The sequence below is a fragment of the Polyangium mundeleinium genome, assembly GCF_028369105.1.
GTDB lineage: Bacteria > Myxococcota_A > Polyangia > Polyangiales > Polyangiaceae > Polyangium > Polyangium mundeleinium.
In genome coordinates this window covers 6517699-6542667 of record NZ_JAQNDO010000001.1, presented here as the reverse complement: position 1 = coordinate 6542667, position 24969 = coordinate 6517699, and the positions used below count along the sequence as shown (strand labels likewise).

12 protein-coding genes are annotated in these 24969 nt (G+C 67.9%); 7 read left to right on the top strand and 5 right to left on the bottom strand.

Annotation, left to right across the window (positions count from 1 at the left end; translation table 11 throughout):
* The first annotated feature begins 45 nt into the window (after nucleotides 1–45).
* Both POL67_RS25925 and POL67_RS25920 read left to right on the top strand, forming a co-directional pair.
* Nucleotides 46–4125 (top strand): TOMM system kinase/cyclase fusion protein, encoded by a 4080-nt coding sequence (locus tag POL67_RS25925; protein ID WP_271921705.1) that lies wholly within the window; start codon nucleotides 46–48, stop codon nucleotides 4123–4125.
* 136 nt (nucleotides 4126–4261) lie between these two features.
* Entirely contained in the window at nucleotides 4262–4633 is a 372-nt protein-coding gene (locus tag POL67_RS25920; RefSeq protein WP_271921703.1) for a BMA_0021/BMA_0022 family TOMM bacteriocin, read from the top strand.
* On the opposite strand, the gene POL67_RS25915 is transcribed toward POL67_RS25920, so the two are convergent.
* The 4 genes from POL67_RS25915 to POL67_RS25900 form a co-directional block, all read right to left on the bottom strand.
* Nucleotides 4630–5733: an amidohydrolase family protein gene (locus POL67_RS25915; RefSeq protein ID WP_271921701.1), complete on the bottom strand. Its 1104-nt coding sequence runs from the start codon at nucleotides 5731–5733 to the stop codon at nucleotides 4630–4632. The two genes, POL67_RS25920 and POL67_RS25915, sit on opposite strands and share 4 nt — an antisense overlap.
* A 9-nt stretch (nucleotides 5734–5742) precedes the next feature.
* Nucleotides 5743–7935: a TOMM precursor leader peptide-binding protein gene (locus POL67_RS25910; protein WP_271921699.1), complete on the bottom strand. Its 2193-nt coding sequence runs from the start codon at nucleotides 7933–7935 to the stop codon at nucleotides 5743–5745.
* Nucleotides 7936–8183: 248 nt separating this feature from the next.
* Nucleotides 8184–9809 carry a protein kinase domain-containing protein gene (locus tag POL67_RS25905; protein WP_271921697.1) on the bottom strand — a complete coding sequence of 542 codons (1626 nt, stop codon included), beginning with the start codon at nucleotides 9807–9809 and terminating at the stop codon, nucleotides 8184–8186.
* A gap of 96 nt (nucleotides 9810–9905) precedes the next feature.
* Nucleotides 9906–12983 carry a tetratricopeptide repeat protein gene (locus POL67_RS25900; RefSeq protein ID WP_271921695.1) on the bottom strand — a complete coding sequence of 1026 codons (3078 nt, stop codon included), beginning with the start codon at nucleotides 12981–12983 and terminating at the stop codon, nucleotides 9906–9908.
* A 101-nt stretch (nucleotides 12984–13084) separates the two neighbouring features.
* Here POL67_RS25900 and POL67_RS25895 point away from each other — a divergent pair, with 101 nt between their 5' ends.
* The 4 genes from POL67_RS25895 (at nucleotide 13085) to POL67_RS25880 (ending at nucleotide 17605) form a co-directional block, all read left to right on the top strand.
* Entirely contained in the window at nucleotides 13085–13987 is a 903-nt protein-coding gene (locus POL67_RS25895; protein ID WP_271921693.1) for a sigma-70 family RNA polymerase sigma factor, read from the top strand.
* Nucleotides 13988–14147: 160 nt separating this feature from the next.
* Nucleotides 14148–15551 (top strand): hypothetical protein, encoded by a 1404-nt coding sequence (locus POL67_RS25890; RefSeq protein ID WP_271921691.1) that lies wholly within the window; start codon nucleotides 14148–14150, stop codon nucleotides 15549–15551.
* 138 nt (nucleotides 15552–15689) lie between these two features.
* A complete protein-coding gene (locus POL67_RS25885; RefSeq protein WP_271921689.1) occupies nucleotides 15690–16382 on the top strand; it encodes a TetR/AcrR family transcriptional regulator in 693 nt (230 codons plus the stop codon).
* A gap of 35 nt (nucleotides 16383–16417) precedes the next feature.
* Nucleotides 16418–17605: a cytochrome P450 gene (locus POL67_RS25880; RefSeq protein ID WP_271921687.1), complete on the top strand. Its 1188-nt coding sequence runs from the start codon at nucleotides 16418–16420 to the stop codon at nucleotides 17603–17605.
* 31 nt (nucleotides 17606–17636) lie between these two features.
* Here the strand turns inward: POL67_RS25880 and POL67_RS25875 are convergent, their stop codons facing one another.
* On the bottom strand, nucleotides 17637–18626 hold the full coding sequence (locus POL67_RS25875; protein WP_271921685.1) for a response regulator: 990 nt from the start codon (nucleotides 18624–18626) through the stop codon (nucleotides 17637–17639).
* 352 nt (nucleotides 18627–18978) lie between these two features.
* Here POL67_RS25875 and POL67_RS25870 point away from each other — a divergent pair, with 352 nt between their 5' ends.
* Nucleotides 18979–24933 (top strand): AAA family ATPase, encoded by a 5955-nt coding sequence (locus tag POL67_RS25870; protein ID WP_271921683.1) that lies wholly within the window; start codon nucleotides 18979–18981, stop codon nucleotides 24931–24933.
* The last annotated feature ends 36 nt before the right edge of the window (nucleotides 24934–24969 follow it).

Genomic DNA, 24969 nt, shown 5'->3' with positions numbered 1-24969 from the left:
CGAGAGGGACAACCCGAACGGGCGTTCCCAGGGGGAGCGGGCGAGATGGGCGGAAGGACAACGGCGGTCAGCGCGGCGCTCGCCGGGCGCTACGAGCTCCTCGAGACGCTGAAGGAGGGCGCGTTCGCCACCGTGTACAAGGCACGGCAACGGACCACCCTCCAGGCGGTCGCCGTGAAAGTGCTCCGGATCCCGGAGGACCTGAGGGGGCCCCTCCACGACAAGAGAATCGCCCGCTTCCTGCGCGAGGTGCACATCTGCGCGCAGATGCACCACCCGAACATCGTGCATCTGCTCGATTCGGGGCGAGCCGACGGTGGGCTCGTGTACTCGGTGTTCGAGTTCGTGCCCGGGAAGGTCCTCGCGAAGGTGCTCGCCGAAGAGGGCAGCCTGAACCCGATCGAGGCGCAGCACTTCATGCTGCAGGTCCTCGACGCCCTCGCCTGCGCGCATGCGAGCGGCGTGGTGCATCGGGATCTCAAGCCCGAAAACCTCCTCGTGACCACCACCGGCGCGCGGCGAAACGTGCTCGTGCTCGATTTCGGCGTCGGAGCGCTCCTGGAGGAGGCCCGCGGCGACGGGAGCCGGATCCCGATGAGCCTCGAGTCGCTCGGGACGCCCGCCTATGCGGCGCCCGAGCAGCTCCGCGGGTTGCCCCTGACCCGACGATCGGATCTTTATGCGTGGGGGCTCGTGTTCCTGGAATGCCTCACCGGCAGGCGGGCGGTCGAGGGCGCGACGGTGGCCGAGGTGATGGCCGCGCAGCTCGCGCCGGAGCCCATTCGTATCCCCGCGGGGATCGCGGACCACCCGCTCGGGCGTTTGCTCCGGCGCGTGACCCAGAAGGACCCGGCCGCGCGTGACGTGACGGCGGAGAAGCTGTTGCGCGAGCTCGAGGGCCTCGATCTCAGCGATCTCGCGCCGAGCGTCTGGACGGCGGGGCCGGCGACCCCGGTCCGGGGCCCGCCCCTCGACAGCGACAGTCCGGAGGGCAGCGTCGAGGGGCGCGCGCGGCTGATCGAAGGGGAGCGGCGGCAGATCACGGCTGTGTGCCTCACGCTCACGGTCGTGAGCGTGAAGCCCGGCGCCGTGGAGCTTGAAGAGCTCGACCAGATCCTCGGCGCCCAGCAGGAGGCGTGCGTCCGGATCGCGCGGGCGCGCGGCGGGCACGTCGCGGGGGCGCTCGGGGGGGCGGTGCTTTTTTATTTCGGTTACCCCACCGCGCGGGACGACGACGCCCGGCGAGCGGCGCAGGCGGCCTTCGACGCGATGGAGGAGATCCGCCGGCAAAGCGTGGCGCTCGAGGCTGGGCGCGGGGTGCGCGCCGAGCTCCGGGTCGGCATGCACACGGGCATGGTCGTCGCGCGCGAGCTGCGCGAGCCGGCGAGCACGGGCCCCGGGCGTATCATCGGGGCGACGCCGAAGCTCGCGTACCGCCTCAGCTTGCTGGCGCAGTCCGGGGCCATCGTGGTCAGCGGGGAGACCTACCGGCTGCTCCGCGGCCACTTCGCCTTCGATGAGGGCGGCGAGCAGCGGCTCGACAACGCCACGGCCCCCGTGGAGCTGTACCTGCTCCAGCAGGGGCCGCCGGAGGGCGAACGGGCGGCTCCGCTCGTCGGGCGCACGCGGGAGATCGAGACGTTGCTGGAGCGCTTTCGCCGGGTGCTCGACGGCGCGGGGCAGGCCGTCGTCCTGAGCGGCGAGGCAGGCATCGGAAAGTCCCGCCTGGTGCGCGAGTTGCGGGAGTGTATCCGCGGCGAGACGCATACGTGGATCGAGTGCCGGTGCACGCCGCACACGATGAACAGCCCCTTTTACCCGATCATCGACACCTTGATGCGGCTCCTCTCGTCGGGGCGAGAGGCGGCCGCCGAGGACCGCGCGGAGGGGCTGGAGGCGCTGCTCACGAAATATGGATTCGATCTCGTCGAGGCCATGCCCGTTTTCGCGTCGCTTCTTTCGATCCCGCTCCCCGATCGGTGGCCGCCGCTCCACGTCTCGCCGCGGTGGTTGCGGGAGCTGACGCGCAACGCCGTCCTTTTGTTGCTCTTCGAGATGGCCGAGCGGGAGCCGCTCGTGTTCGTGGTGGAGGACGTGCACTGGGCGGACCCGAGCACGCTCGAACTGCTGACCCAGCTCACGGGCGAGCTCGCGTCGGCCCGCGTGTTTGCCCTTTTTTGCGCGCGCCCCGAGCTCATGGCGCGCTGGTCGCCCGCCGCGGTGCACCACGTGAAGCTCGAGCGCCTCGATCGTTCCGAGGTGGAGCAACTGGCCGCGACGGTGACCGCGGGGCGTTCGTTGCCGCCGGAGGTGCTCGACTGCATCGCCGACCGCACCGACGGGGTGCCGCTCTTCGTGGAGGAGCTCGTGCGGATGATGATCGAGTCCGGCGCGCTCGTGGAGCAGGCGGGTTGTTATCACCTCGCCGGACGGCTCTCGGATCTCAGCATTCCGAGCACGCTGCGGGATCTGCTCATGGCGCGGCTCGACCGGCTCGGCAAGGCCAAGGAGACGGCCCAGGTGGCCGCGGCGATCGGCCGGGAATTTTCGCTTGATCTCCTCAGCGCGGTCGACCCGATCGAGCCCGACGAGCTGCGCGAGCACCTCGACCAGCTCGTGGCCTCGGATCTCGTCCACTGCAAGCGGCGGCTGAAAAACCCGGTGTACTTGTTCAAGCACGTGCTGGTGCGGGACGCGGCGTACGAGTCGATGCTGAAGCGATCACGAAGGGAGGTGCACGCGCGGATTGCCGCGGCGCTGGAGGAGAAGTTTCCCGACGTCCCCGAGGTGCAGCCCGAGCTTTTCGCCTATCACCTCGCGGCTTCGGATCAGAAACGGCGGGCCCTCGGATATGCGCAGAAGGCGGTGATGGGTGCGATGCAGCGGTCGGCCAACCGGGAGGCGATCGAGCTCGCCACGGAGGCGATCGACTGGCTCCCCGCCATCGAGGACGCACGGGAGCGCTCGACCGTCGAGCTCGAGCTGAATGGGCTCCTGATGCCTGCGCTGATGGCCACGCGCGGCAACGCGGCCCCGGAGCCAGCATCGGTCGCGCGGCGCTCCCAGGAGATCCTGGACCTGATGGGGGACCATCCGCTCGCGTTTATCACGTCATGGGCGCAGTTTCTTTATCATCATAATCTAGGAAACGACAATCAGCCCATGCCGATGGCGCAGCAGTTGCTCGTCGCCGCGGAGCGCAACCAAGAGCCAGCGCAGCAGGCAGCCGCATGGATCGCGCTGGGAAAGTGCCTCTTTTTTGCTGGCCGATTGGAGGAGGCTCGGGTCAGCCTGGAGCGCGCCCTGATGCTGTACGACCCCGCGGAGCACCACCAGTATGCCGTGACGCTCGGTACCGATCCCAAGGTCCATGCCCAATCGGTCCTCTCCCTGCTGTTCTGGCTGCTGGGTTATCCGGAGCGAGCACTCGCGCAGGGCATGGCCGCCCTCGCGCGGGCGCGTGAGATCGAGCATGCCAATAGCCTCGGCCTCGCGTTGGTGTACCTTGCCGGCCTTCGGCAGTATCGGCGCGAGCCGGAGCATGTCCGAGAGCTGGCAACCGAGATCATCGAGGTCGGCGAACGAATGGGCCTCGCGCCTTGGAGGATCCTCGGCACCGCCCTGGTCGCGTGGGTCGAACACGACGTGGAAGCGGGATCGCGCTGCCTCTCGATGCTCCAAGCCTCCAGTGGGCAGACGGCCATGCCCTATTGGAGCTCACTGGTCGCAGAGTCCGAGGCCGCTGTGGGCAGGTTCGGCGACGCGCTCGCGCGCCTCCGACAGGGCCTGGCGCTCGCAGCGGAGTTGCGCGAATTTTATTACGTGGCCGAGCTGCACCGGTTATCGGGCACGTACCTGCTCGCGCAGGGCACCGGGGCGATGGGTGAAGCGGAGCATCACTTTCGCAAGGCAATGGACGTCGCCTGTGGGCAGAGCGCGCGGATGCCGGCGCTGCGCGCCACGATGGCGCTCTCTCGCATCCTGCGGACCCAGGGCCAGATCGACGAGGCGCGGAGGATGTTGGAGGGGGTCTATGGTTGGTTCACGGAGGGCTTTGAGACCGCGGATCTGAAGGCGGCTCGCGTGCTCCTCGCGGAGCTTCGTCGTTTGTCGCAGAGCCGCTGAATCCGAAGGAAGCGGCGTTCCAGACGAAACCGCCGGTCGCTTGACCGGCGGAGGGGTCGTCCCATGTTCGGCCCAGGCGAACGAGCGGACGACGTGGGACGCCGCCGTTTGGAGACCGTGGAAAGGAGAACGAGTCATGAAAACGAGAGGTGACCTTTGGGCGCTCGTGGCGGTGGCACTCGCGCTTTCGTCGACGTCCACGTCGGAGACGCAGGGGAAGGAAGTCCCTGAGGGGGACTCGGTCACGAATGCCGAGCCCATCGATCATTTCTCCGAGCTGTGGGTCTATGTGATCACCAAGGCGTGGAACGACGAGACGTTCAAGCAGGAGCTGCTCGCAAACCCTGCGCAGGCGCTCGAGACGCACTTCAACTACAAGGTTCCGCCTGAAGTGCATCTCGAGATTGTGGAGAGCCAACCCGGGCATCCTGCACCCTACAAGCTGACGGTGACGCTCCCGGCGAAACCCGCTCTCGTCCGGGAGCCACGACCGGCGGAGGGTTGCTAACCTCCCTCCAGCCCGTAGAGACGGGCCGGATTGTCCCACAGAATCTTCTGAAGCACGCCCGCGGGTAGCCTTTGCCCCAAGGGAACGAGCTTCTCGGTGATGTCGCTGTCGTGATCGAGGTGGGGAAAGTCCGTCCCGAAGATCAGGTTGTCCTCTCCAAGAAATTGTATCAGCTCCGGAAGGTACGGTTCGTCGGGCTCGATGGCCACGAAACATTGCCGCCGAAAATACTCGGAAGGTTTCCTGCGGACGTTCTCCGCGACCTCGCCCGAAAGGTTGCGGTATTCAATCTCGTCGAGCCTCCACAACCAGTACGGCAGCCACCCGCAGCCGGCTTCGAGGAACGCGACGCGCAGACCGGGGTGTCGCTCCAGCACGCCCCCCTCGACCAGCGTGAGAAACGCCATCATTTGCTCCATGGGATGCGAGCAGGCGTGCAGGGCGAAGCGCGACTCGAATCGATCCGCCCCCGCGGTCGGGACCCGCGCGTGCGCGCCTTCATGGAGAGCGACCGCCACGTCGAGCCGTTCACACGCAGCCCAGAAAGGCTCATAGGCGGGATCACTCAAGAGCCGCCCCTTCGCCGGGTTCGGCCGGAGCACCACCGCCGTCCACCCCCACGCCGCGATGCACGCGAGATCGTCGACCATGGCGGCCGGGTCGTGGACGTTCACCACCCCGACGCCTCGGAGCCGCGCCGGATCGTGCGCGCAGAAATCGTGCAGCCAGCGGTTGTATGCGCGGGTGAAGGCCCCGGCCAAGGCGGGATCGATCGTGTCGATTCCCAGCAGGAAAAGCGTGGTCGTCGGGAAAAAGAGGGCCATGTCGACGTGGGCTCGATCCATCGACCGGATCTGCGCGGCGGGGTCCCTCCCCGCCCATAACTCGTCAGCTCGCCGGGATCCGACGACGGAGAGTTCGCGCACGGCGCGTTCGGAGAACTTGTGATGGACGGGCTCCCCCTGCAGCATCAGCCTGGGCGTCCGCCCGCTGCGGCCGACGTCCTCGTAATACGGTGCGTGCGCGCGGAAGGGCTCCTCCAGGTACCTCTTCCACATGTCCATCGGCTCGATGACGTGACGATCTGCGTCGATCAGCATGCTCCCTCCTCAAGTCAAGAAAGGCACGGGATTGAGCTCCGCCTCGTCGAGCGCGCGATTCCGCCATCCCATGCGTACCGGCACGTCATAGAGGCGACCGGGCGCAAAACGAGGCCAGAAATGTCGAAGCCCGGGTACCGTCACCTTGGCGACGCAAAGGCCGATGTCGGGCCGGGTTTGGTCGAGCACGAGCATGTCGAGGTTGGCGCGGGTCGCGAGATTCACGCATGCGCGGACGTCCTCGGCGAGGTCGTTCCCCTCGCGGAGGCGCGGGGCCCGGGAACAGGTCCGGGGGAGCGTGTGCTCGGCGGGGGTCAAAAAGCTCCGGTCTTCGAGCGTTCGTACGTCGAGGAGCGGGGGGAAATGGCCCGCGGGGTCGTACGCCTGGTTCAGCTCGGTGAGGGCGCGCTGCGCGGCCACGTGGACGTCGAGGTGACAGCCGAAGCCGGCATGAAGCTGCCCTTCTTCCCTCCCCGGCGCCAGCGCGACGAGGACCGGAATCCCGAGGTCGCTCGTGATGTCGAGGAGCCGGAGCGACAGGCCCAGCGAACGATACGTGGTTTCGAGTTCGTCGAAATAGGGGTCGTCGAAGCTCGCCAGATCGACCCCGGGTCGGCGCAGCCGGTTGTACCACCAAAGGGCCACGGCATCGCGCTCGATGAGCTCGAAGAAGCCGTGCAGGATGGCTTCCTCGAGGCAATTGCCGGAGGCGTGGCCATTGGCGCTGTACACGCAGAATCGCTCCTCGGGAGCGACCGGGACTTGTGCATAACAATACGCCGTCGGCAGGTATCGCCGCTGCTGCGTCGCGAGGGACCAGACGGGTGTCCAGTCGATCACGCGCCGCTCGTCGAAGGGCAGCGGCACATGCCATTTGTGGCTTCGCGCGGAGGTGTTCCAGGCGTCGCGCGTCCGGTACTGGGATTCGCTGAAGCATTGGAGAGCGTGCGGGTGGACGCCCTCGTCACCCAGCTCGGCCAGGCGGGCACGGAGCGTGGGCTCGTCCCCCTGGTAAAGGGCGCTCACCCGCTCGATTCCCTCGCAAAGCGCGCTCGTCCGTGCCTGCGCGGCGCTGCGGCCCTTGCCGCCGGCCATGGCATGAAAGTCCGTCCGATTCCGCGCGTCGGCCGCCGGCACCATGGGATAACGCGCACCTTGGACGAACCACGGCGGGCCATCACGCCCGGCGACGGGCTCAACGCTCGAAAGGACACCGGTCACGGGGCTGATCAAGTGCCGATACTGCGCGAAGGTCTCCTCCGGGGAGATCACGCGGCTGCCCCCCTCCTGGGCGGCCAGGCGCGCGCGGCGCTCGAGTATCGGCGGCTGCGCGGCGCGCCGCTTCACGAGCCCCGGGTCTCCGCAGGTCGGGCATTGCGGGCGCCGCTGCACGGTGTGTTTTTCGAGCGCGAGGCGCTCGAAATCGAGGACGAGGACGTGATGTTCGATTTCAGCCCACGCGCCGCCTGCGATCCACCTCGCGATCACGAGCGCTGCGAGGCCGTGGGCCACGGCCAGCCCGGCGGAGCTTGCGGGTCGCGGAAGGGACGATTGCTCCCGTGTGGCGTTCCGCTGCAGGAAGGTCTGGACCGGGCGATGCGCGCGGATCCGGAAGGCAAGACAATCCCAGCAGGGACCACCTGGGTGGAACATGGGCCCCATCCAGGGTGCTGCCCCGGACGGCTTCACGGGCATCCAGCAAAAGCCTTCCGCGAGGGCCTGCCGATGCATCTCCCCGAGCTCGGGCGCGAGGTAATCCCCGACGAGGACGATCCGCAGCCCTGCCCCGGGCTCGACCCTCACCCCGGCCGCCCGGAGCGATTCACAGAAGAATGCCGAATCCAATCCCGCGAGCGCCTCGACCGTCACGGGCATTCCCGCGTGGCGCCCCGCCGCGGCGTCCCCCGTGACCCCGAGCGAACGCCAGAAGGCCTCCTCGGCGGGAGGAGCGAGCGAGGCCGGGGCGAGGTGACCGCTCCGCTCCAGCAGCGTGATCGTGTAATACACCTCGGGCGCGGTGGCCTTTCCCCGGAGGGCCGCGATGATCTCCGCATTCGTGCGTATGCCGTCCACGAGGGGCGCGACCAGCGCGTAAAGGCGTCCCTGGAGGATCGTTTCGTCATGCTCCCCGAGGAGCGCGAGGCAATCCGGGCCCAGGAGCGCTGGGCGTACGTGCGGTGCGAATCGCAACACTCTGTTCATGTCGCACATCCATCGCAGATGGCTGACCAAAGAAAGCGGCCTGGGACGCGCGGAGGCGCCCCGCGAGCGAAATCGGAACTGCGGGAGCTTAACAGAAATCGTGGCCCCCGCGAGGCCGGGGCGCACCCCTCACGCCGAGAATGGGGGGCCCTGTTCCGGACGGCCGGCCGCCGTTTTCGACGATGGAAGCCGAGGCGGCTCCGCGGAACCGTCTGGTTTTTCGCAGGTTGTCGCGATGGTAGATAGGTCTAACAGCCTGTCTGCTCGCCTCGCAAGAGGAAGACCTCGACGGGGCGGTCGAGCCCCTCGACGGGCAACGCTCCGCCGCGTACGAGCGCGAAATGGGCTTCCAGGAGCCGAGAGGTCGTGCTGCTGAGGACGATGGTGTCGGCGGCCGCGAGCGCGCTCAGGCGCGCGGCGATCCCGGGCGTGGTCCCGAGCGCGTACGCCGGGCCGCGCATGTCGCGGTTCCCCACGAGGCCGGTATGCAGGCCGATCCGAATCTCGAGGCGGATCCCTCGCTCGGCCTCGAGCCGGTGGCTCTGGCTGCGCACCCTCGCCAGAAGCTCCAGCGCGGCGCGACCCGCGGCGAGGGCGCCCTCTTCCGGGCCCGCATTGCAGCCGAAGTAGCTCAACACCTCCTCGCCGAGCGCACCGGCGAAGCGCCCATGGTGGTGGCGCACGAGGTCGGCGCATCGTACCTGCTCCCGGCTGATGAGCTCTTCGACCTCCTCGATATCGATGGACGCGGGGCCTGGGCCGAGCGCCGTCAGGCCATAACAGAGGGCCGTGAGCTGCCGCCGCTCGGCTTTGGGGGAGTGCCTCGACGGGACAAGCGCAAGGCCGTGACCCTGGGACCGGGGCCGCAGGGGTAAGGTCGTCGCCGGCTGCTGCGCGTGCCCGGCGGCGGACGCGAGGAAGGACTCCCGCCGCAGCGCGTGGACGTCGCAGGCCTGGAGCTTCCAGAAGAGCCCCTCGGCGTCGACATTGCGCTTGCGGACGTCCTTCACGGTCGCCTGTTGGAGGAGCTCGCCGAGGGGGTGGCCCCAAAGCGGCCTGGGAATGGGGGGAGGTGTGCTGCTCATCTGCTTGAAGAGGACCTCTTGCAAGGAGCCGCCGGTGATGACCGGCTTGCCCGTGAGACTCTCCAGGAAGACAAGCCCCCAGGCGTAGAGGTCGGAGCGAGGTGTCGGCCGCGTCGCCTCGATTTGCTCTGGAGCCGCATATTCGGGCGTGCACAGGACTTCCTGGGGGGTGGCCGTCCTGCTCGGGCAAGGCCCCGCCATTGCGTCGACGAGCGCGCCGATGCCGAAGTCGAGCACCATGGCATTTCGTCGCGCCCCGGTCGGGACCACCATGATGTTCGCTGGCTTGATGTCCCGATGAACGACCCCTTGTGCATGGGCGCAACTGAGCGCATCCAGGACCTGGAGCATGAGGTGCCTGGCCTCGCGTGGATCGAGAGGGCCCTCCCTGGCGAGGAGGTCCGCGAGGTTCTCACCCGGCACGAATTCGAAGACGGTGTAGAGCAGCCCCTTCGCCGTACGGCCGGAGTCGATGAGCCGGACGATGTTGGGATGGTGCAGCCGGGCGCAAAGCCGTATCTCGCGCTGGAAGCGTGCGACACGCCGGTCGTGGTCGTCTGCCATGCCGGCGTGCATGACCTTGACCGCGACGAGCTGGCTGGTCGCGACCTGGCGCGCCTTGTAGACGGTGCCGAACCCTCCCTTGCCCAGCTTGGATACGATCTCGTAACGACCCTGGAACAGCGAACCAGCCCCGATCGTCGGGCCAGGGACGCGTTCGAGCAACGTGAGCGGCGGATACGGGGGCTCGACCTCGAGCTGGCTCGCGCTCACCCGCTTTGGAGTCACCTCCAAAGTATAGGCAGCACCGTGCGGGACGAAATAGGCTCGATGGAAGCTGTCCGAGCTGCCGAACCCGTGGTTGCGGACATGCTCAATGCTCCTTCAGCGCTCCCCGGTCCTGTGGGTGCCTGCCACGCGTGAAAGCCACCCCCGGACCCGCACAAGCTCCTTCGCCTCAGCCTCATTCATGCTCGCGAGCGCCTGCTCGGCCTGGGTCGCGAGCTGCTTGGCGCGGTCGCGCGCCTTTTCGCCGTCCCAGAGCGCCTGGGCGAGCTCGAAGCGCGCGAGGGCGAGAAACACAGGATTGCCGTCGAATTTCTCGAGGTTCTCCACCGCCTGTTCGAGCAGGGATACCGCCTGCACAGCGCGTCCCATCCGCCGCTCCACCGTGCCCCGCCCCGTGAGCGCGATGCCGATCTGGAAATCCTCGGGGCCGTTGACCTTCTCCCACATCTTCTGCGCGCGGGTGAAACGCGCGCCGGCCTCCTCCGACCTCCCGAGCTCCAAGAGGACATCGCCCATGTTGTTGAGGGCCGCGGCCACCTGGTCGTGCTCGGGCCCGAAGACCTGCTCGAAGGCCAAAAGCGCCCTCTCGCTCGCGGCGAGCGCCTCCTCCAGGCGGCCCGCGTCCACTTGCGTGCAGGAGATTCCCAGGAGCACCTCCGCGGAAAGGGGGAGCGTGCTTTGGTCTTTCTCGAAGATCAAAAGCGCCTCCTGGTAGGCGGCGAGCGCCTGGGTATTCTCGTGCAGCGCCGAGAGCGCGTGGCCCATGCCGAGCAGCGTGCGCGCGACGTGGACGTGCTCGGGGCCGAGCGCCGCTCGCTGGATCGCGAGCGACTTTTTGTAGACCGCGAGCGCCTCGACGTGATGCCCCTCGTTGAAATGCGCCGTCGCAAGCCCGGACAAGACGAACGCGACCTTCGGGTGATGCGGGCCGAGGATGGCCTCGAGTTGCTCGCTCGCGCGGCGGGTCTGCTCCATGGCCTCGGCCATGTCGCCCCGCCATATCGCCACCTGACCCAGGTTGTACTGCTCCGTGGCCACCCGCAGGTGCTGCGGCCCGACCACGCGTTGCCACAGTTCGAGCGAGCGCGTGTATTGCTCCCCGGCGCGGGCGTGATCGGCCTGCGTCAGATGGACATCCCCCCGGTTTTCGTGGAGCTGGGCCAGGAGGCCCTCGTCCTCTTTGCCCCTGCGGAGCACCGCCTCGGCGAGCCAGGCCCAGTGAAGGCCTTCGTCGAAGCGGCGGAGCTGCGCGCCCACGACGTCCACGAGCTGGATGGCCGCCTGCGCCGCCGCACGGTCGTCGTGTCCCGCCTGGGCCGCGGAGAACGCGCGCCGGAGCGACGCCTCGGCCGCCTTGGGCTCACCGGCGGCGCTCTGCAGATCGGCCAGCGTCGTGAGCGCCTCGGCCTCGGTCGGCGCGTGCGCGAGGGTCTGCGCGCGTGTGACCGTCGCCTCGGCGATGGAGAGGCCCTCCTGGTATCTGCCGACGGCGGACAGGGCCGAGGCCCGAGCGACCTGCGCGCGAATCTCTCGGGCCTCGTCCGCCGCCGCCTGGCGCTCGGGCAGGCGCACCGGAGACCGGAGCCCCTCGACGTCGGCGCACACCGAGACGTCGCCGAGCGATTTGGCGGCCTCGGGGGCCTTCGCCACCTGGTCCTTGCCGCTCGTCTCGAGCACGCCCGCAAGCGCGCGCACCTCTTCGAGTCGCCGATCGAGGCAAAGCATGCGCAGCGAGAGCACCTCGTCGGACTGATCGCCGCGCAGACGCGTCGCCTCGCACGCCTCGGTGTGCATCGTCGACCACCCTCGCCCGTAGGCATCGAGCGCCTGCTCGATGCCGAGCCACGCGTCCTTCGCGTACGGGAGCTCCGTCGCGAGGAATCGCTCGCGGATCGCTTGTTTTTGCGGCTCTCCCCATACGCCGGCGAACTTCTCCGGCGCCCCGCTGCAGAGCGGCGCGTTCGGCTGGGCGGCGCGCAGCGCGCCGAAGACCCCCACGCCTCCGATCGCCGCCACGGCGAGCGCGCCGAGCACGCGGTTCCGGAAGGTGCGCTGCTCGTCTTGCATGAGCGCAGAGAGAAGCGCGGCCATGGACGGGAAGCGCTCGTCCGGCGAGGGCCGGAGGCCCCGTTCGAGCGCGCGCAGCACACGCGCGGGTACGCCGGGCACGGCTTTCGGCCGTTGTAACCTTCCGGAAGGCGCCTCGCTCAGGACCGTCTCGCGCGTGTTCACGGAGAAGGGCCGTTCGCCGTAGAGCGCCTCGAAGAGTGCGAGGCAGAAGCTGAATTGGTCGGCCTGCGCGTCGACGGAGACGCCCTCGAATTGCTCCGGCGCCATGTAGGCAGGTGTCCCCAGGACGGCGCCCGAACGGGTCAACGACGCGAGGCCCTCGCCGTCCTCTCGTGCCTCTGGCACGTCCTCCGGGGGCGACGGGGGCGCGGCGAGGGCGCGCGCCAGGCCGAAATCGGCGACGCGAACGCGCCCGTCCCGGGCGACGAGGACGTTCTCCGGCTTGAAATCGCGGTGCACCAGCCCCGCGGCGTGCGCCGCCGCGAGCCCCCTGCCCGCCTGTTCGAAGAGGTCGAGGATCTCGCGCCACGAGCGCTCCTTCTGCGACAGCCATCCGGCGAGCGTGGAGCCGTCGACGTACTCCATGGCGAAGAACAGCCCCTCCCCGAGCGTGCCCACGTCGTGGATGGCCAGCACGTTCGGGTGGGAGATCCGCGCCATGGCCTGCGCCTCGCGCATGAGCCGGAGCTCGGCGCCCGGGGCTCGCTGCAGGATCTCCTGCCGCAGGATCTTGAGCGCGACCTTCCGGTCGAGCTCGGGGTCGTAGGCGGCGAACACCACGCCCATTCCCCCGGCCCCCAGCGTCTCCAGGATCATGTACCGCCCGAGGATCGCGCCCCGCGCGAGCTCCCCGGTCGGCGCCGCCCCGGCAGCCAGGGCCCTGGTTCGTGGGGTCGCCCTGCCCTCCTGTCCGGCGCGCAACTCGTCCGTGGCGCTCGCCGCGTGACCGGGCAATCCGAGCACGGAGATCTGCTTGGCCAGCTCGGACAAGAGCTTCCGGCAGGTCACGCAAGAAGCGACGTGCCGCTCGACCCGCTCGGCCGCGCTGGTCTCGAGCAGACCCTCCGCGAACTCGGCGACCGTGTTGTCACTCAGGCAGCTCATCCGATGCCGTTGCCGTGCACGACGCCGTGCTTCGTGGAAGCGCGCGCCATGGAAGCACGCGTGACTGTACAGGGGTCGTGTGAATCCGGTAAAGTCCGCGCGTGACTGCCCCATCTTGCCGTCTCGCGGAGGTCTTCCTGGAGCAGGAAAGCGGGCAAGGGGCGGCGCGGCACGAGGCCGAGGACGCGCTGGAGGGGTTCCTGGAGCGATCCGTCGCGTCCGCGCGGGCCCCGTGGCCGGAGATCGATGTGCCCGCGGAGGCCTTCGTGCGCTGGCTCTCGGCGCGGCTCCCTGCGGGGGACGTGGAGACGCTCGAACGGACGCTCGGCACGTTGCGCCTCGGCGACCTCTACCTCGCTTGTGCTTGCGAGCGGGGCGACCGCGCGGCGCTCGCGGCGTTCGAGCGGTCCTACGTCCCGGATCTCACGGCCGCGATCCAGCAGGTCGATCGATCCGGCAGCCACGCGGACGACATCCTGCAGGTGCTCCGGCAAAAGCTCTTCGTCGGGGAGCCTGGCACCGGGCCGAAGATCCGCGAGTACGGTGGCCGTGGGGAGCTGCGCCGGTGGCTCCGGGCCGTGGCCGTGCGTGCCAGCATCGACGCTCTGCGCGCCGCGCGCGAGATCCCCGTCGAGGACGAGCTGCTCGACGCCATCGAGGTCCCCGCCGACCATCCGGAGCTGTCGCACCTGAAGCGCACCTCGCTCGCCGAGCTCAAGCTCGCCCTGCGCGACGCCCTGGGCGCGCTCGCCGCGCGGGAGCGGACGCTGCTGCAGCAGTACTACCTCGACGGCGCGAACCTGGAAGCGCTCGCCGCGCTTTATCGGGTCTCGCCCTCCGCCGTGAGCCGGAGCCTCGCGAAGACACGCGCGACCCTCATGGGACGGGTGCGCAACGCCCTGATGGCGCGGTTGCGCCTCAGCGGGCGTGAAGTCGACAACATCCTGCTCCTCGTCCAGAGCCAGCTCGAACTCTCCCGGAGCATGCTCGACGGACGCTCGTAGGGCGAGCCCCCGGAATCGCGAGCACCGGACAAACAAAAAACGCAAACGCGCGCGGGTTCTCCGTCCTCTAGGGCAAGCGCCTGCTGCTGGGGGACGACCTCGGGCAGCGGGAGACGTGTGCGCGGCTGCGCCCGCCCCTTCCCCCAGAAGACCATCGACCATGACACGAACGCTCCTAGCATCGCTGCTCGCCACCTTCGTTGCCGGATGCGGCATCATCAAGGTGGGGGGCCTGCCCTCCGTTTCGTCCGGCGAGCCGTCGGCGACCTCCAGCTCCGGCGAGTCGTCGGCGACCTCCAGCTCCGGCAAGGCCGCCGGCCCGAAGTCCACCGACGAGGAGCTCCTCAAGCTCTACCAGTCCATCGACTACACCTGCTGCACGCAGACGCGCGCGAGCGGCAGGGCGTTTTTCCAGAAGGCCGGCGTCGATACCACCGGGCTGTTCAAGCGCGGGAACGTCGATCCGGAGTGGATCCCCGGCTGGTCGAACGACCTCTCGACCATCGAGCTCACGAACGCCCTGGCGCAGGGCGCCGTCAACCGCACCTGGCAAAAGCAATGCTTTGCCGATTACGAGGACTATCGCAAGGGCTGGGCCGACATCGAGGGAAAGCATCGCCCGCGGCTGGAGACGCTGCGCAAGCAGGGCAACTACTACGAGCAGGCCTCGGGCCTGAACGCGCTCCTGTCCGACGTCGCGAAGGAGGCCGAGCAAAAGGGCCTGAAGCTCCCCGGCGGGCATCCGATGACCTGGGTGGGCCTGCCCTACGAAATCGGCGTCGCCCTCTTCCAGGTGCACCGCGAGACTGGCCACGAATACGCGCTCGCCGATTTCGTGAAGCCCGTGGGGGATCAAGTTGAAAAATTCTCGCGCTTCGGCCGGCCCTGGGCCGAGGACAAGACGTTCGATCGTGACGTCTTTTGCGCCTACGCCGAGGTGAGCGGCACGCAGCGCACGCCGAAGCTGCCCGACATCGGCGGCTGGGAGCCTGGCCGCGACGCGCCGGCGCGCTGGCCGGTCGCGGCCGAGCGTCACGCCGAGGTCGACAAGAAGCTAAAAAGCCTGCAATCGACGTCGGCGGCGGCGTTCGCGATGCAAGAATGGAAGGTCCCCAGGCTCGAGACGGGGACGCTCGACCGCGAGCCCAAGGCGCCCAAGCTCTTTTACACCGGGCCCTACACGATCACCTCGCTCCAGCGTGATGGCGGCAAGGTCGTGGTCGTCGGCGAGCAGCGCAAGACCGAGCCGTTCAACTACGATTGCCGCTCGACGGGCGTCATCGAGTCGTACGACCTCAACAACAACCCCGTCTACAAGCGCGACTGCAAGGTGGGCTCGAAGACGAGCATCCGCATCGCGGAGGTCACCTTCGCCGACCTCCCTGCCTCGATGCAGCTCGTCAAGGGCGATGAGATCACGTTCTACGGCGATCTCTCGCGCGAAGAGAAGGACAAGTCGGTGAAGCAGACCCCGTCGGAGGTCGTGACCAGCCGCGCCTACGCCTTCGAAGGCAAGCACCTCGTGCAGGTGAAGCGCGAGGGCAAGGTGGTGCAATCCTTCTAGTCAGGGGGCTTCCACCGAGCACCCCTCACGAGCGCACGCCCGTTTCTCCCTTGCCGCCGCGTCCGAGGCTGCTACCTTCGTTTGACCCGTTGACCAGAAGTTCGAAACTGGTCAACGGGTCAGCGAGAAGAACGCGCCGTGTTCCAACGCCCGCCACAGGCCAGCAGCCGCGCCGATCGGATCCTCGACGCCGCGGCCATGCTGCTGCTGCGCATGGGCTACCGGAAGGTGACCATCGAGGACATCGCCAAGCAGGCGGACATCGGCAAAGGCACGGTGTACCTGCACTGGCGCTCCAAGGAGCAGCTCTTCCAGGCGCTGCTCCGGCGTGAATCCATCGTCCTCGTCGAGGGGATGCGGGACCGGCTGCGGAGCGACCTGGCCGAGATCAAGCCCCACCGCTTCCTGCGGAGCTCGTTCCTGGCCGTGCATCAGCGGCCGCTCACGATGGCCCTGGTCGTCGGAAACGCCGAATTGCTCGGCAAGCTGCGGGAGGGCACGGTCGGGAGCCAGGAAGTGCTCACAACCGACCGGTTCTTCGAGATCCTGACCCGCCACGGCCTGCTCCGCGCGGACATCCCGAACCTCGTGTATGCGCTGCGGGCCACGTCGGCCGGGTTCTACCTGCTCGGCACCGTCGACCCCATGAGCGTTGGTGTCGACGTGGAAGCCAGGGCCAACGCCCTCGCGCACGTCGTCCGGCATGCCTTCGAACCTGCCGACGAGCCACGGAAGGAGGTGATGGCGGCGGCCGCCGCCGAGCTCTGCGCGATCTTCGATGAACTCATCACTTGCTACCGCACATGGATCTACGCCGCCGAGCCCGGCTGATCCCGGGCCCGCAAGCGCACTGAAAGGGGAACGCCATGACGACGCTGGCCGATACGTGGGGCATTCACAAAGCGCAGTTCTGGCTACGGGGGCAAATTCCGGACGAACCCGTCCAGTTCGCTCCCGATCTCGGGATGTGGAACGTGTATGGATACCCGGAGACGCTGCGGATCCTCGGTGATCCCGGCCTGTTCTCGTCCGATACCATGCGCCTGGTCCCGGAGATTCGGCAATCCAACGAGGGCAACCTGGTGCAGATGGACCCGCCGGAGCACAAGAAGCTCCGGAGTCTCGTCAGCCACGCTTTCACGCCGAAGGTCGTCGCGGACCTCGAGCCGCGGATCGCGCGTCTGACCCACGAGCTGCTCGACGCGGTGGACGGGCGGGACCGGCTGGAGCTCGTGGCCGATCTCGCGTATCCGCTCCCGGTCATCGTCATCGCCGAGCTCTTGGGGGTGCCCAGCAGCGACCGCGACATGTTCAAGCAATGGGTCGACAAGATGCTGGAGAACACCTTGCAGTTCTCCCTCGTCAAGCGCTCCGAAGAGCAGGACCGCATGGTCAAGGTCGCGCTCGAGCAGACCAAGAACCTGACCGATTACCTCGGCGCGCACGCCGCGGAGCGCAGGCGAAAGCCTCGCGAGGACCTGCTCACCAAGCTCGTCGAGGCCGAAGTGGACGGGGACCGGCTCACGGAGACCGAGGTCGCCAACTTCGCGAACATCCTGCTGATCGCGGGTCACATCACCACGACCATGCTGCTCGGCAACACGGTGCTCTGCCTGGACACGAACCCGAAAGAAGGGGCGCGGGTGCGCGCGGACCGGTCGCTCGTGCCGGCTGCGATCGAGGAATCGCTGCGTTTCTTCAGCCCGTTCGCGGTCCTCGGCCGGGTCACGATGAGCGCGGTCGAGCTCGGCGGCAAGACGATCCCTGCCGATCAGCTGCTCATGGTGTGGATCGCAGCGGCGAACCGAGATCCCAGGCAGTTCACGAATCCGAACGTGTTCGACCTGTCCCGGGACCCGAACCCGCACCTCGCCTTCGGACGAGGCATCCATTTTTGCATCGGCGCTCCCCTCGCCCGTCTGGAAGGCCGGGTCGCGTTGAACATCCTGATGGAGCGTTTCCCGGGCCTGCGCCTGGATCCAGACGCGCCGCCGGATTTCATCCCCAGCCCGAACATGACCGGCGTGCGCAAGCTGCCGCTGCTGCGCCGCTGAAATCGCGCTCCCCTCCGGCAGCGCAGGCGCCCTATCCTCGATGACGGGCGGCCTGCATGGCCACGGCAATGCCGTCCTGCAGCGTGGCCTTCGTGACGATACCTTGCAGCGATGCGTCGCTATGAACGAGCGTTCGGGCCACCTCCGAACGGATCCCGGTGATCACCGTGCGCGTCCCCAGGAGCCGCAGGCCGCTGGCAGCCGCGAGGAGCATGCTGGCGACGCTCTCGTCCACGCGCTTCAAGCCCGTGATGTCGAGGATGATGAAGTCGGCGGAGCGGCTGCTGGCGCCCTGGAGCATCGTCTCGATGGCCTGCTGGACCCGGTCGGTATCCATCGTACCGATGAGCGGCATGACGAGGATACGATCCGTGATCGGAATGAGCGGCGTGGAGAGCTCGAGGAGCCGGGTGCGCTGGCCGGCGATGATCTGCTCGTGGAGCGCGGTCCTCTCCGCATTGGCGCGCCCTTTCTCGACGAGCTCGCGCTCGAGCCGCTCCTTGGCCTCGTGCAGCTCGTCGGTACGGGTCATGAGCTCGACGAGGAGCGCCTCGCGCGCGGCCTCGACGGCGACGCGCTGCCGAATCTCCGCCTCCAGGCTCGTATTCTTTTCCTGCAGCGCCCGCGTCATGCGCCGGACGGCGATGTGCGGGCGTATGCGCGCGAGCAGCTCCTCGGTATCGAAGGGCTTGCTGATATAATCCACGGCGCCGGCATGCAGCCCCTGCAGCCGGTGCTCCCGATTGCTCAAGGAGGTCATGAAGACGACTTGCGTATCGGCGGTCTGCGGATTGGCCTTCAGGCGCCTGCACACCTCGAACCCGTCGATATCCGGCAACATGACGTCGAGGAGAACGAGATCAGGCTGCTCGCGCTCGATCAGGCTCATCGCCATGCTGCCGTCCGTGGCGACGGCGAGGTCGAGACGCTCGCCTGACAAGGCCTCGAGAAGCGTGTCGAGGTTGATGGGGTTGTCGTCGACCGCGACCACGAGACCATTGAATTGCGTCAGATCGTCCATCCCGTGTGCCTGGAGAGATGAGCGTGGACCCTATCAAGAACTACCACGGCAGTAAAGGGCCAAGCATGCGACGTCAAGCCCTGAAACGCGGGGTTCCCGGTTCTGCAAAAACGTGCATGCACGGCCTACGCGTCATTCCCATGACACACCGTCCATGAACCGTGGTTTTCCATCGGGTACACAGACGGTCTGGTGACAGTGGTTTTCCATCGTGTGCACACACGGTTTGGCGTAACACGACATCGTGAAATTTCTTTCAAAATTGCATTGACGTTTGCGGCCCTGCCGAGGTTAGTATGGTGCACGATCGGATATCGTGCCGCTCTACGAGACGCACGGGAGGGGTTCGAGGATGGAACTTGCGGGGTACGAACTGGGGGACGTCGTCTACGAGGGAAACGAGACACGCGTCCATCGCGCGGTGAATCGTTCCTCGGGCGCGCAGGTGGTGATCAAGGTCCCGGTGGCCGAGGTGCCGACCCCGCGCGTGATGGGGCGCCTGGTCCACGAGCATCAGGTGCTCCGGCAGCTCGCGGCGGTGCCCGGCGTCGCGCGCGTGCAGGCGTTCGAGCAGCGGAACGGCACGGTGGCGCTGGTGCTCGAGAACCCCGGATTCCGTTCGGTCGACCAGGTGCTCGCCAAGCAGGGCCGTTTGCCGGTGGCGGCCGCGCTACGGTTCGGGCGACGCCTGGCCCGGGTGCTCGAGGGCGTGCATGCCTCCGGGGTGATGCACAAGGACGTCAAACCGCAGAACGTGCTCGTGGATGAAACGTACGAGCAGGTCACCCTGCTCGACTTCGGCATCGCCTCGCTCTTGTCGCAGGAAGCGACGGAGGCAAGCATTCCCGAAGCGCTGGACGGGACCTTGGCGTACATCTCGCCGGAGCAAACGGGGCGCACGGCGCGCGCGCTCGATACACGCACGGATCTCTATTCGCTGGGCGTGACGCTTTTCGAGGTCCTCTCGGGGCGACGGCCCTTCACGGACCGCGATCCGCTTTCGCTGGTGCACGCGCACCTGGCCAAGACGCCGCCTCCGCTCGATACGATCGCGCCGGAGGTGCCGAGCGCCGTGTCGGCGATCGTATCGAAGCTCCTCGCGAAGGATCCCGAGCGGCGCTACCAGACCGCCAGGGGCGTGGCGGAGGATCTGGAGGAGGCGCTCCGCATGTTGCACGAGCGGGGCACGGTGGAGCCCCTCGCGCTTGGAAAGAAGGACTTCTCACGGAAGCTGCGATTGCCGCAGGTGCTCGTGGGGCGAGAGAAGGACGTCGAGCGGGTCGGCGAGTCGTTTGCCCGGGTTGCGCGGGGCACGGCGGAGCTCTTGCTCGTCGGCGGGCCGTCGGGCATTGGCAAAACGGCGCTGGTGCGCACGGTCTACCACGACATCGCGAAGGCCGGGCGTGGCCTCCTGATTGCAGGCAAACACGACCAGCTCGCGCGGTCAACGCCGTACGCGGCGATCGCGCAAGCCTTCGGGGGGCTGATGCGTCAATGGCTCTCCAGCCCGAAGTCGGTCCTCGAGACCTGGCAGGCGCGGATCCGGAACGAGGTCGGGGACAACGCGCGGCTGATTGCGGATGTGGTGCCGGAGCTCGACCTCGTCATGGGCAAGTTGCCGCCGGTGCCGCCCGTGGAGGGCGAGCAGGTCCTCAATCGGCAGAAGCTGACGTGGCTGAACTTCGTTCGTGCCGTCACGACGCCGAACCCACCGCTCGTCATGTTTCTGGACGACATGCAGTGGGCCGACAGCGCCACGCTGATCATCCTGCAGACGCTGCTGACGGACGTGGAGCGCAAGTCGCTGCTGGTAATCGCAGCCTACCGGGACAACGAGACGCCTCCCGAGCATCCGTTGTGGAAGCTCGTGGAGGCCACGGAGACGAGCGAGGCCAAGGTATCGAGGCTGACGGTGGGCCCCCTGTCGGAAGAGCAGGTGCAAAAGTGGCTTTCGCGCACGCTCGAGAGCGAGCCGAGCCGCGTGGCCCCGCTCGCGCGCGTGCAATGGCAAAAGACGCGCGGAAACCCGTTCTTCCTGGAGCAACTGCTCCTCTCCCTGCACCGGCAGAAGCACGTGGTGCGGGATGTCGAGACCGGGGAATGGCGCTGGAATCAAATGGACCTGGAGAGAGCGCAGGTCACCGACAACGTGGTCGCGCTCTTGACGGAGAAGGTGCGAGACATGCCGGAGGCGACGCAGCAGCTTTTGGGGCTCGCGGCGTGCGCAGGGCATACGTTCCATCTCCAGGATCTGGAGCGATTGAGCGGGTGGGAGCGCGCCCGGGTGACGGCGGCGTTATGGCCGGCGCTGCAGGAGGAGCTGGTCGTGCCGGTCGATGGGGCGTATCGCCCCGCGCAGGCGCTCGGAGAGGTGGGCGCAGGAACGCTGGATGCGTCGTACCGGTTCTTGCACGACCGCGTGCAGCAGGCGAGCTACGAGCGGATCTCGCCGGAGCAGCGCGTCCTCGCGCACCTCGAGATTGGCCGGCGGCTCTGGGCGCGCTATCGCGCCGAAGGGGGCACGGCGCAGCAGCTCCTCGAGCTCGCGCGGCACATGAACCAGGGTTCGGCGCGGATCACGGCCGCGGAGGAGCGCAAGGACGTTTCGCGGATGAACCTGGAGGCCGCGCGCGTCGCGAAAGCGGCGAGCTCCTACCGATTGATGGCCAGCCTGCTGGAGACCGCGCAGACGCTCCTCGGCGAGCGAGCCGCCGAGGAAGAGCGAGCGCTGTCGGTGGAGATTGCCCTGGAGCGGCTGGAGGCGGCCTATCTCTTGCGCGATTTCGACGACGTCGAAGCGCGTGCCCTCGACTTGCTCGCGCGGCCTCTTGCGGCGGTGCCTTGGCTGTCGGCGCAGGAGATCCGCGTCCGCTGCTGCCTGGCGACGGGCCAGTATACGCGGGGACTCGGGCTTGGTATCGCGGCGCTCGCGGAGCGGGGGTTGACCTTCCCCGACACGGACGCTGCGTGTCAGCCGGCGCTCGTCGCGGAGTCGGCCGCGCTCGATCGATGGCTGGAGCAGGACCTCGGCGCGTTTGATCAAATGCCGCCCGAGTGGTCCCTGGAGCACCGGCTCATCGATGCGCTGATGACGCAGGCGCAGCTCTGCTCGATCTACGCCGGCCGGCCGATGCTTTACACGCTCATCATCGTCCGCCTGGTCTCCGAGGCGGTGCGACGGGCGTCCCTCACGCCGGCGGCCACCCTCATGATCTGCAGCTTCGCCAATGTGTGGTCGGTGGCCACGGGCATGTCTCGCCGCGTCTTGCGCTGGGTCGAGCCTGGGGTGCGTGCCGCAGAGCGCGTGGGGTCCCCGATGCTCCCCGAATGCCTGGTGCTCCATGGCATTTACATGGTCTATTCCCGGCCGGTCGACGAGACGGCTGCCCTTTACGAACGAGCCATCGCGGCTGGCTTGAAAATCGGTTCGTTCCAGGGCACGAGCTGGGGCCTCCTGGCCGAGCTGTTTTATCACCGCGTCTGGCGTGGCCAGCCGCTGGGCCAGGTCGACGCGCAGGTCAAGGCTCGTTGGGATCTCGTGCAGCGCTCGGGAGACGCTGTCGGCAGGCACCACTACGAGACGGTCGCGTCCTTTTGCGAGGTGCTGATGACCTCGGACGGCGCCCCAAAACTCCTGCAGGACGAGCCCTTGTTGCGCGGTTCGCGTTCCCTCCTGGCCGACGGGGATGGGTTCACGGGAGGGCTCGCTCGTACCCTGGAAGCCTATCTGTTCTGCGCCACCGGCAGGTGGGAGCGAGCGCTTTTGCGGGCGCGGGAGGCCGACCAATATCGAGCCGACATCCTCGGCATGCCGCCGGTGACGGATGTCCCGCTCTTCCTCGCGCTTTCGGCGGCGAAATGCTGGCATGACGCCGCCGGCGCCGAGGAGCAGGCGCGGCTGCGGGAGCACATCGAGCACGGCCTCGAGCGGCTGCGTTATTTCGCGGAGGGCTGCGCGTCGAACTTCCTCCACAAGCTGCGCCTCGTCGAGGCCGAATACGCCCGTATCCTCGGCAAGACCGAAGAGGCGATCGTCAAGTACGACGAGGCCATCGAGCTTTCGCGCGAGCATCGCTTCCTGCACATCGAGGCTCTCTCGACACAGCTTGCCGCCGAGTTCCGGCTGCAAACGGGCAAGGGCCATATCGGTGCTTTCTACCTGCGCGAGGCGCGCGACGCCTATGCACGCTGGGGCGCCGTCAACGTGGTCGCCCATCTGAGCGCGAAATATCCTACCTTGCTCAAGGCGCCCATGCTCGCGTCGGCTGCCGAGCGCACGGCCATGGCGACGGCGACCACCACGACCTCCACCGCGGGCGCGAATTTCGACGTGAACACGGCGGTGCGCGCGGCGCAGGCGCTTTCGAGCGAGCTCGACCCGGAGCGCGTGGTGGGCCGGCTGATGGGGCTGTTGCTGGAGAATGCGGGCGCGCAGCGCGGCGCCCTCGTGCTCAGCGAAGGGGAAGCGCTCTCCGTCGTGGCGCGGCTGTCGGTGGAGGGGGCTCGTATCGAGACGGGGTTATCGGAGCCGCTCGGGAACTGCCACGACGTACCGGCGACCGTGGTGCAGTATGCGGCCCGCACGGGCGAGCCGGTGGTGACAGGTGATGCGAGGAACGAGGCGCGCTTCGCCAGCGATCCCTACCTCGCGTCGCGCGCGGTGCTCGCGCTTTTGGCCCTGCCCTTGACACACAGGGGCCATCTCGTGGGCGTCTTGTACCTCGAGCACCGCGACGTGCCATCGGCATTCCCGCCTGCGCGCGTGGAGTTCTTGTCGGTGCTGGCCTCGCAGGCGGCCATCGCCGTCGAGAATGCCATGTTGTACCGGGACCTGGAGGCCAAGATCAAGGAGCGCACGGCCGAGCTTCGGATCGCCAAGGAGGCGGCCGACCGGGCGAACCGCGCAAAGAGCGATTTCCTTTCGAGCATGAGCCACGAGCTGCGCACGCCGCTCAACGGCATCCTCGGGTATGCGCAGGTCCTCGCGCGCGCGCCAGAGCTCTCCGCGAAGAGCCGGGATGGCGTGCAAACCATCAAGAAATCGGGCGAGCACCTCCTTTCCTTGCTGGAAGACTTGCTGGACCTCGCGAAAATCGAGGCGGGCAAAATGGAGCTCGTTCCGAAGAAGTTCGACCTCAGCGCCTGGGTGGACACGGTGGTGGATTTGTGTCGCGTGCGCGCCGACCAGAAAGACATTGCCTTCACCCGAGAGATTCGCGGCGACGCGACGTCGGTGATCTACGGCGACGAGAAACGTCTGACGCAGGTGCTCTTGAACCTCTTGAGCAATGCCATCAAGTTCACGGAGCGAGGAAACGTCCGCCTCGTCGTCGACGAGCTGAAGCGTGGCCCCGAGGAAGGGAGCAAGCTCTGGTTCCGGGTCGAGGATACGGGCCCTGGCATTGCCTCGGAGCACCTCTCGCGTATCTTTGATCCTTTCGAGCAGGTCGGCGATCACAAGGCGAAAGGCGCCGGCACCGGGCTCGGCCTCGCCATCACGAAGAGGATCGTCGACCAGATGGGCGGCACGATCGAGGTCGAGAGTGAGCTCGGCCGAGGCAGCGCCTTCACGGTGACGCTCCCGCTCGCGGAGGGGCCCGCGGCCGCGAGCGCCGACAAGGTCCTCGGGTGGGATACCATCACGGGCTATCGAGGCGAGCGCCGCACAATCCTCGTCGTGGACGACAATCCGCACAACCGTGCCCTGGTGAGTGATCTGCTGGTCCCGATCGGCTTCGAGGTGGTCGAGGCCGAAAACGGCGAGGCGGCGCTGCGGCTGGCGATGGAGCGGAGGCCAGGCCTCATTTTGATGGACCTGGCCATGCCGGGCATGGACGGCCGTGAAGCCACGCGCCGGCTGCGGCAGATGCCCGAGCTCGGCGAGGTCGTGATTTTGATCTCGTCGGCGAACGTCTCCGGCGTTGAAAAGCAGGATGGCGTCCGCGCCGGTTGGAACGATGCCTTGCACAAACCCGTGCAAGCGAGCGCGCTTTTCGAGAAGATCCAGCGGTTCCTCGGCGTCGAATGGATTCATGCCGAGGAGAAGGACCCGGTCCCGGCGGCGCGGGAGAAGGGACCGCTGGTGCCGCCTTCCGCCAAGGAGCTCGCCCTTCTCTCGCGGCTGGTGACCTCGGGGCGGGTCCGGAACGTGGTGGCGGAAGCGGCGCGGATGGAGCAGGACGATCCGCGGCTCGGCCCGTGGCTCGAACAGCTCCGGGGGCTCGTGCGGACGTACCAGATGCGGAAGCTACAAGAGTTCGTCGATGGGTATGCCGCGGGCACGGCCATGCCCAGCGAGAGCGCGTAGTCGGACAGGAAGCACCTCCGGCGTCGCCTGCGCGCA

What these genes read in the sequence shown, in the direction of transcription:
- POL67_RS25925 (WP_271921705.1), top strand. Translation starts at nt 46, where the DNA reads ATGGGCGGAAGGACAACGGCGGTCAGCGCGGCGCTCGCCGGGCGCTAC.
- POL67_RS25920 (WP_271921703.1), top strand. Translation starts at nt 4,262, where the DNA reads ATGAAAACGAGAGGTGACCTTTGGGCGCTCGTGGCGGTGGCACTCGCG.
- POL67_RS25915 (WP_271921701.1), bottom strand. Translation starts at nt 5,733, where the DNA reads ATGCTGATCGACGCAGATCGTCACGTCATCGAGCCGATGGACATGTGG.
- POL67_RS25910 (WP_271921699.1), bottom strand. Translation starts at nt 7,935, where the DNA reads ATGAACAGAGTGTTGCGATTCGCACCGCACGTACGCCCAGCGCTCCTG.
- POL67_RS25900 (WP_271921695.1), bottom strand. Translation starts at nt 12,983, where the DNA reads ATGAGCTGCCTGAGTGACAACACGGTCGCCGAGTTCGCGGAGGGTCTG.
- POL67_RS25890 (WP_271921691.1), top strand. Translation starts at nt 14,148, where the DNA reads ATGACACGAACGCTCCTAGCATCGCTGCTCGCCACCTTCGTTGCCGGA.
- POL67_RS25880 (WP_271921687.1), top strand. Translation starts at nt 16,418, where the DNA reads ATGACGACGCTGGCCGATACGTGGGGCATTCACAAAGCGCAGTTCTGG.
- POL67_RS25875 (WP_271921685.1), bottom strand. Translation starts at nt 18,626, where the DNA reads ATGGACGATCTGACGCAATTCAATGGTCTCGTGGTCGCGGTCGACGAC.
- POL67_RS25870 (WP_271921683.1), top strand. Translation starts at nt 18,979, where the DNA reads ATGGAACTTGCGGGGTACGAACTGGGGGACGTCGTCTACGAGGGAAAC.